Source organism: Brevundimonas sp. (assembly GCF_035627475.1).
Classification (GTDB): Bacteria; Pseudomonadota; Alphaproteobacteria; order Caulobacterales; family Caulobacteraceae; genus Brevundimonas.
The window spans coordinates 1-7801 of the sequence record NZ_DASPLR010000039.1; the positions used below are offsets into that span (position 1 = coordinate 1).

Annotated in this window: 7 protein-coding genes and 1 pseudogene; 7 read left to right on the forward strand and 1 reads right to left on the reverse strand. The window is 69.9% G+C overall.

The window, feature by feature from the left end:
* The 3 genes and pseudogenes from VEA62_RS10415 to VEA62_RS10425 all read left to right on the forward strand — a co-directional run.
* Positions 1–223, forward strand: a pseudogene (locus tag VEA62_RS10415) (energy-dependent translational throttle protein EttA); the annotation flags it as partial.
* A 139-nt stretch (positions 224–362) separates the two neighbouring features.
* Positions 363–1292 (forward strand): 2-hydroxyacid dehydrogenase, encoded by a 930-nt coding sequence (locus VEA62_RS10420; protein WP_324821345.1) that lies wholly within the window; start codon positions 363–365, stop codon positions 1290–1292.
* A gap of 132 nt (positions 1293–1424) precedes the next feature.
* Entirely contained in the window at positions 1425–2261 is an 837-nt protein-coding gene (locus VEA62_RS10425; RefSeq protein WP_324821347.1) for a DUF6065 family protein, read from the forward strand.
* On the opposite strand, the gene VEA62_RS10430 is transcribed toward VEA62_RS10425, so the two are convergent.
* Positions 2262–2780 carry an EF-hand domain-containing protein gene (locus tag VEA62_RS10430; RefSeq protein ID WP_324821349.1) on the reverse strand — a complete coding sequence of 173 codons (519 nt, stop codon included), beginning with the start codon at positions 2778–2780 and terminating at the stop codon, positions 2262–2264.
* A 110-nt stretch (positions 2781–2890) separates the two neighbouring features.
* Between VEA62_RS10430 and VEA62_RS10435 the strand changes: the two genes are divergently transcribed.
* The 4 genes from VEA62_RS10435 to VEA62_RS10450 form a co-directional block, all read left to right on the forward strand.
* Complete coding sequence (locus VEA62_RS10435; RefSeq protein WP_324821351.1) at positions 2891–3853, forward strand: metalloregulator ArsR/SmtB family transcription factor; 963 nt, start codon at positions 2891–2893, stop codon at positions 3851–3853.
* Positions 3850–4800, forward strand: a complete 951-nt coding sequence (gene metF, locus VEA62_RS10440) for a methylenetetrahydrofolate reductase [NAD(P)H] (protein WP_324821353.1) — start codon at positions 3850–3852, stop codon at positions 4798–4800. The genes VEA62_RS10435 and metF overlap by 4 nt, the downstream gene beginning before the upstream one ends.
* Before the next feature lie 156 nt (positions 4801–4956).
* The gene (locus VEA62_RS10445) at positions 4957–6024 is read left to right on the forward strand and encodes a homocysteine S-methyltransferase family protein (RefSeq protein WP_324821355.1); all 1068 of its coding nucleotides are present in this window, start codon (positions 4957–4959) and stop codon (positions 6022–6024) included.
* Positions 6024–7801, forward strand: a 1778-nt coding sequence (locus tag VEA62_RS10450; RefSeq protein WP_324821357.1) for a dihydropteroate synthase, incomplete at its 3' end; no start/stop codon positions are given. The genes VEA62_RS10445 and VEA62_RS10450, both read left to right, overlap by 1 nt.

Genomic DNA, 7801 nt, shown 5'->3' on the forward strand with positions numbered 1-7801 from the left:
CCTCGAGGAGGCGCTGGAAGGCTTCGCCGGCTGCGCCGTGGTCATCTCCCACGACCGCTGGTTCCTCGACCGCCTGGCGACTCACATCCTCGCCTTCGAGGGCGACAGCCACGTGGAATGGTTCGAGGGCAACTTCGAGGCGTACGAGGAGGACAAGAAGCGTCGCCTCGGGGTGGAGAGCCTGATCCCGCACCGGATCAAGTTCCAGAAATTCGGGCGGTAATCCGGGGTCGGTCATCCGGTCGAAGCGACGCCGAATGCCGGGACAAGAGCGTCGAGGTCGCAGCCGAAGAGACCTGCCCTATTCCGGGCGAAGCGCCGGCCCCCTCCCTTTTCGCCTTGGCTCGCGCTAGCCTGCGGCCATGACCCAACGCCCCGCCCTGCTAATCATGCAGCGCCATCTGGCGCCGCTGACGGCGTTCCTGGAGAGCGCCTACGATGTCTACCGGTTCTGGGAAGGGCCGCCGATCGAGGCCGCGCACGACATCCGGGCGCTGGTCGTGGCCGGGGAATTCCCGCTGGACAAGCATCTGATCGAGACGCTGCCGAACCTGCAGCTGATCGCCTGCTTCACCTCGGGCTACGACCGCATCGACGTGGCGTGGTGCCGGGCGCGGGGGCTGCCGGTCACGCACGCGCCGGCGGTCAATCACGAGGATGTCGCCGACCACGCCCTGGGCCTGATCCTCGCGGCGCGGCGCCAGATCGCCGCCGGCGACCGCGCCCTCCGCGCGGGCGACTGGACCGCCGAGTCGAAGATGATCACCCCGTCCCTGAACGGCCAGAGGCTGGGCGTGGTCGGTCTGGGCCATATCGGCGAGGCCGTGGCCCGACGAGGCGAGGCTCTCCGTATGGCGGTCAGATGGTGGGGACCGCGGGAGAAGGCGGCGGCCTGGCCGCGCGCCGACAGCCTGCTGGACCTGGCCCGCGACAGCGACATCCTGGTGGTCGCCTGCAAGGCCGACGACAGCAATGTCGGCCTGATCTCGCGGGAGGTCATGGAGGCGCTGGGGCCGGCCGGCCTGCTGGTCAATGTGGCGCGCGGCCAGCTGGTCGACGAAGAGGCGCTGATCGCGGCGCTGAAGGAGGGTCGTCTGGGCCAGGCGGCGCTGGACGTCTTCGAGGAGGAGCCGACGCAGGCCGCGCGCTGGGCCGGCGTGCCCAACACCGTGCTGACGCCGCACACCGGCGGGGCCACGACGGAGGCGGTGCAAGGCATGCTGGCGCTGCTGTTGCAGAACCTCGAGGCGGCCTTCGCCGGCGAGCCGCTGAAGACGCCCGTCCCGGACTGATCAGGTTCGAACACTGGCGTGGACGGTCGGCCATGGCATAGTCGCGCTCGTCCTCCAGTTGCGAGTCAGGCCTTGTCCGAAGCACTCTCCCCCACCCCGCCGGCGGCCTCGTCCCCGACCAGGTCCGCGCCCTTGACCCTGGAGTGTTTCCCGACCCGTCCGTCGCCGCCGCCGCTGGTTCCCGGACGGCCGGACCGCGACTGGATGGACGCCTTCACCGCCCGCCACCCCTACCGTTGTCTGCCGCTGAGCATGGCCAATACGACTGGCTGGGAGTTGCTCTGCCCGTTCGGATTCGAGGCCGAGTGGGACGGGGGACAGGGGGCCGACGCGATCCGCTTCGCCCCCGACGCGGACGCGACCCTGTTCGACCATTTCGCGGCCTCGCACTTCACGCACGGGATCGTCACCTTCCACACCGGATGGCTGTTCCGCACGCCGCCGGGCTGGGCGCTGCGGGCGTCCGGCGTTCCGAACCGGTTCAAGCACGGGCTCGCGCCGCTGGAGGGCCTGGTCGAGACGGACTGGCTGCCCTATCCGTTCACGATGAACTGGGCCTTCACCGCGCCGGGCAAGGTCCGGTTCGAGAAGGACGAGCCGTTCTGCTTCATCCAGCCGGTCGAGCACCGCCGTATCGAGGCCTTCGAGCCCGTGCGGGTCTCGCTGGACGACGACGCCGACCTCGCGCGCCAGTACGAGACGTGGAAGGAGACGCGGACGCTGTTCAACAACAGCATGGCCGCGGGCGATCCCGAGGCGATCAAGCAGGCGTGGCAGCGCTACTATTTCCGCGGCGAGTATCCGGACCAGGCCGAGCCCCGGCCGGAGAGCCACGTCAACAAGCGGCGGCTGGCGCCGCTGCCGGACGCGCCGCCGGCCTCCGCCGCGCCATCGGCCGCGCCGGGTATCGACTTCAGGGGCTGGTCCGCCGTCGGCGCCCTGACCCGGAAGGGGCCGGCCGAGGACTGATCAGGCCGAACCCCCGGGCATGTCCGGCATCGGCATGGGCTCGGGCGCGGGCATCGGGATCGACGGCGCGCGCGGCGGCGCCGGCGGGCGCGGCATCTCGTCGTCCGACAACTGGCCGTCGCCGTTGGCGTCCATGCGGACGAACATGCGCTCGGTCCCGACGCCCAGTTCCTCTCGCGTGATGCGACCGTCGCCGCTGGTGTCCGACTGGGCGATCATGGTGCGCAGGCGCCCCCCGCCCATGGCGCCGGCTGGCCCGCGGGTCAGGACCGCCAGCTCGTCGCCCGTAATGGCCGCGTCCTGGTTGGCGTCGAGGCGGCCGAACAGCCGGTCGGTCCAGGCGGGAACCTCGGCCAGGGTGCGGGCCGGACCCATGCCGCCTCCGGGCGGGCCCATGCGCATGGGTGTTGGCGTGGGCGTGGCGGCGGGGTCCTGAGCCGGGGTGGTCCGGGCCACGGCGGGCGAGGACAGGAACAGGACGGCGACCGAAGCCGCCAGGGCGTGGGCGCGAGAGGTCATCACAGGGGTCCTGATAGGCTGTGCCGGTCCCGACAGATTGTGCCTGAACGGCTGCCCTGACCAGCGGTTTCCGCTTGCATAATCATATAAGGATATCTTTATATGAAGCCATGTCACTGACCGCAGACCAGACCGTCGAGGCCTTGCGCGCCGCGGGCGAGCCGACCCGCCTGCGGGTGCTGTCGCTGCTGGCCGGAGAAGAGCTGTCGGTGATGGAGCTGTCGCGCATCCTCGACCAGAGCCAACCGCGCGTGTCGCGGCACCTCAAGCTGATGACCGACGCGGGCCTGATCGAACGATTTCCGGACGGGGCGCGGGTGTTCTACCGCCTGACGTCCGATGCTCCGGCCCGGCGCCTGATCGACACCGTCCTGGACGTCGTCGAGACCAGCGCCGGCGAAGCCGACGACCGCCGGCTGGAAGAGGTGCGGCGCGACCGCGAGGCGGCCGCCGGGGCCTATTTCGAGCGCATCGCGCCGCAGTGGGACCGGATTCGCTCCCTCTACGTCTGCGAGACCGCCGTCGAGGCGGCCATCCTCAAGGCCGCGGGGGACGGTCCGTTCGAGCGGGTCGTGGATCTGGGCACCGGATCGGGCCGGATGCTGACCCTGCTGGGCCGCAAGGCGAAAATGTCGCTGGGCCTCGACCTCAGCCAGAACATGCTCAACATCGCCCGCGCCAACGTCACCCGCGCCGGGCTGGACAAGGTCGAGCTGCGCCACGGCGACATCTTCGCCACCCGCCTGCCGCAGCAGAGCGCCGATCTGGTGCTGGTGCACCAGGTGCTGCACTACCTCGCCGATCCGGCCGCGGCCGTGGCCGAGGCGGCCCGGCTGGTCATGCCGGGCGGACGACTGCTTATCGTCGACTTCGCGCCGCACGCCCTGGAACATCTGCGCGAGGAGCATCAGCACCGGCGGCTCGGCTTCTCCGACGAAGAGATGCGGCGCTGGCTGGGCGAGGCCGGTCTGACCGCCTCGGCGCCGATCGCCCTGCCCCCGGACACCGACGGTCTGACCGTGGTCATCTGGACAGCTGAACGGTCGACCGACCAGAAGGCGAAGGTCGCGTGACCGCCCCCGCCCTCAGCCTTGCCGAGGCCCGCGCCCTGCTGCTGTCGCCGCTGGGGCCCGTGGCCCGTGCCGGACAGGACAGCTCGCGGCCGCGCGTGTCGTTCGAATTCTTCCCGCCCCGCTCCGACGAGGCCGAGGCGAACCTGTGGAAGGCGGTGACCCGCCTGGCCCCGCTGAAACCGGACTTCGTCTCGGTCACCTACGGCGCCGGCGGATCGACCCGCGAGCGCACCCACCGCACCGTGCAGCGCATCCTCGCCGAGACCGAGCTCACGCCCGCCGCCCACCTGACCTGCGTCGAGGCCAGCCGCGACGAGGTCGACGCGGTCATCGACGGCTATCGCGCTGCCGGGGTGCGCCACATCGTGGCCCTGCGCGGCGATCCGCCCGGCGGCGCCGGCCTCGGCGGGGCCTATGTCCCGCGCGCGGACGGCTACGCCAACGCCACCGAGCTGACCGCCGCCGTGGCCCGGCGGGGCGGGTTCGAGATCAGCGTCGGCTGCTATCCCGAGGGCCATCCGGAGAGCCCGTCGGCGGCCCACGACCTCGATGTGCTCAAGGCCAAGGTCGACGCCGGGGCGACGCGGGCGATCAGCCAGTTCTTCTTCGACATCGACGCCTTCCTGAGGTTCCGCGACCGCGTGCGGGCGGCGGGCGTGACCATCCCCATCATCCCGGGCGTGATGCCGGTGTCGAACTTCGCCGGGCTGAAGCGGATGTCGGCGGGCTGCGGCGCGGCGGTGCCCGACTGGCTGGCCGCGCATTTCGAGGGGCTGGACGACGACCCCGAGACCCGCAAGCTGATCGCCGCCTCCGTCGCCGCCGAGACCTGCGCCCGGCTGCAGGAGGAGGGGTTCTCCGACTTCCACTTCTACACCCTGAACCGCGCCGACCTGGTCTACGCCATCTGCCGGGTGCTGGGCGTGCGCGAGACGGCCGGTGCGTGAACTCCACGACCCCTCCACCGCTTCGCGGTCCCCCTCCCCATTCGCTGCGCGAACAGGGAGGAGACAGGTCGCGCCGCCTCGTCTCCTCCCCGTCGCAGATGGGGAGGGGGACCCCGAAGGGGTGGAGGGGTCCGACGCGCGCAGGGGAGCTGAACGATGAACAGACAAGATCGAATCGCCGCCCTGCACGCCGCCGCCCGCGAGCGCATCCTCGTGCTGGACGGCAGCTGGGGGGTGATGATCCAGCGCCGCGACCTGTCCGAGGCCGAGTTCCGCGGCGACCGCTTCGCCGAGCATCCGGTGCAGCTGAAGGGGAACAACGACATCCTGTGCCTCACCCGGCCGGACGTCATCGCGGACCTGCACGACCAGTATTTCGCCGCCGGCGCGGACATCACCGAGACCAACACCTTTTCGGCCACGACCATCGCCCAGGACGACTATGCCCTGGACGAACAGGCGGTGTGGGACATCAATTTCGAGGGCGCCAGACTGGCCCGCGCCGAGGCCGACCGCTGGACGACGAAGACCCCCGCCAAGCCGCGCTTCGCCGCCGGCTCGATCGGGCCGCTGAACAAGATGCTGTCGATGTCCTCGGACGTGAACGACCCCGGCGCGCGCAGCGTGACCTTCGATCAGGTCTACGAGGCCTACCGCCATCAGGTGCGGGCGCTGCATGCGGGCGGCGTCGACCTGTATCTGATCGAGACCATCACCGACACGCTCAACTGCAAGGCGGCGATCAAGGCCATCCTCGACCTTGCCGACGAGGGGCTGGAGCCGCTGCCGATCTGGATCTCGGGCACCATCGTCGACCGTTCCGGCCGGACCCTGAGCGGCCAGACGGCCGAGGCCTTCTGGCACAGCGTGCGGCACGCCAAACCCTTCGCGGTCGGCTTCAACTGCGCCCTCGGCGGCGAGCTGATGCGGCCCTTCATCGCCGAACTCTCGCGCGTGGCCGACACCCTCGTCGCCGCCTATCCCAACGCCGGCCTGCCCAACGCCATGGGCGAATACGACGAACAGCCGCACGAGACGGCCCACTTCATCGAGGAGTGGGCGAAGTCGGGGTTGGTCAACATCGTCGGCGGCTGCTGCGGCACGACGCCGGAACACATCCGGCATGTGGCGGACGAGGTCGCGGGCCTGCCGCCGCGCGCCATTCCGGAACGGCCCGTGGCCATGCGACTGTCGGGCCTCGAGCCTTTTGAACTGGTAGCGTAGTGCGTCCCACCTTCATCAACGTCGGCGAGCGGACCAACGTCACTGGGTCGGCCAAATTCCGCAAGCTGGTGGTCGAGGGCGACTACGCCGGGGCGCTGGCCGTCGCGCGGCAGCAAGTCGAGGCCGGGGCTTCGATCATCGACGTGAACATGGACGAGGGGCTGCTGGACGGCGTCGTCGCCATGCGCACCTTCCTCAACCTGATCGCGGCCGAACCGGACATCGCCCGTGTGCCGGTGATGATCGACAGCTCCAAATGGGAGGTGATCGAGGCGGGGCTGAAATGCGTCCAGGGCAAGCCGATCGTCAATTCGATCTCGATGAAGGCGGGCGAGGCCGAGTTCCGCGACCAGGCGGTCAAATGCCTGCGCTACGGCGCCGCCGTAGTGGTCATGGCGTTCGACGAGCAGGGCCAGGCCGACACCGCCGCGCGCAAGATCGAGATCTGCACCCGGGCCTACCGCATCCTCGTCGACGAGGTCGGCTTCCCGCCCGAGGACATCATCTTCGACCCCAACATCTTCGCCGTGGCGACGGGCATCGAGGAACACGACAACTACGCCGTCGACTTCATCGAGGCGACGCGGGCGATAAAGGCCACCCTGCCCTATGCGCGGGTGTCGGGCGGGGTGTCGAACGTGTCGTTCAGCTTCCGCGGCAACGAGCCGGTGCGGCGGGCGATCCACTCGGTCTTCCTGTACCACGCCATCCAGGCGGGCATGGACATGGGCATCGTCAACGCCGGCGACCTGCCGGTCTATGACGACATCGACCCGGTGCTGAGGGAAGCCGTCGAGGATGTGATCCTGAACCGGCCGCAGCGGACCAATGTCTCGAACACCGAGCGGCTGGTCGACCTCGCGCCCAACTACAAGGGCGACAAGGGGGCGGCGCGGGTCGTCGACCTGACATGGCGCGACCAGCCTGTCGGCAAGCGGATCGAACACGCCCTGGTGCACGGCATCACGGACTGGATCGAGGCCGACACCGAGGAGGCGCGGCTGCAATCGGAGCGGCCGCTGCACGTCATCGAGGGCCCGCTGATGGACGGGATGAACGTGGTCGGCGACCTGTTCGGCTCGGGCCGGATGTTCCTGCCGCAGGTGGTCAAGTCGGCGCGGGTGATGAAACAGGCGGTGGCCTGGCTCGAGCCGTTCATGGAGGCGGAGAAGACCGGCCAGCCGCGTCAGCAGGCCGGGAAGATCCTGATGGCCACGGTCAAGGGCGACGTCCACGACATCGGCAAGAACATCGTCGGCGTCGTCCTGCAGTGCAACGGCTACGAAGTGATCGACCTCGGGGTGATGGCGCCCTGGACGACGATCCTCCAGGCGGCGAACGAGAACCAGGCCGACATCATCGGCCTTTCCGGCCTGATCACGCCGTCGGTCGACGAGATGGTCACCGTCGCCGAGGAGATGCAGCGCGCCGGGCTCGCGCTGCCGCTGCTGATCGGCGGCGCCACCACCAGCAAGGTCCACACTGCGCTTCGCATCGACCAGGCCTATGAAGGGCCGGTGATCCACGTGCTCGATGCCAGCCGCGCGGTCGGGGTTGCTTCGGCTCTGGTTTCGGAGACTCAGCGCGATCCGCTCGTCGAGAAGACGGCGCAGGATTACCAGGCGGTGCGGGACGCCCGTGCGAACAAGGGTCAGAATGAGCTCGCGACGCTGGCCGAGGCGCGCGCCAACGCGCTGCCGTTCGACCCGGCCGGGGCGGCTCCCGCTCCGAAGCAGCCGGGTCTGCACTGCTTCGATGATTGGCCGCTCGAGGAGCT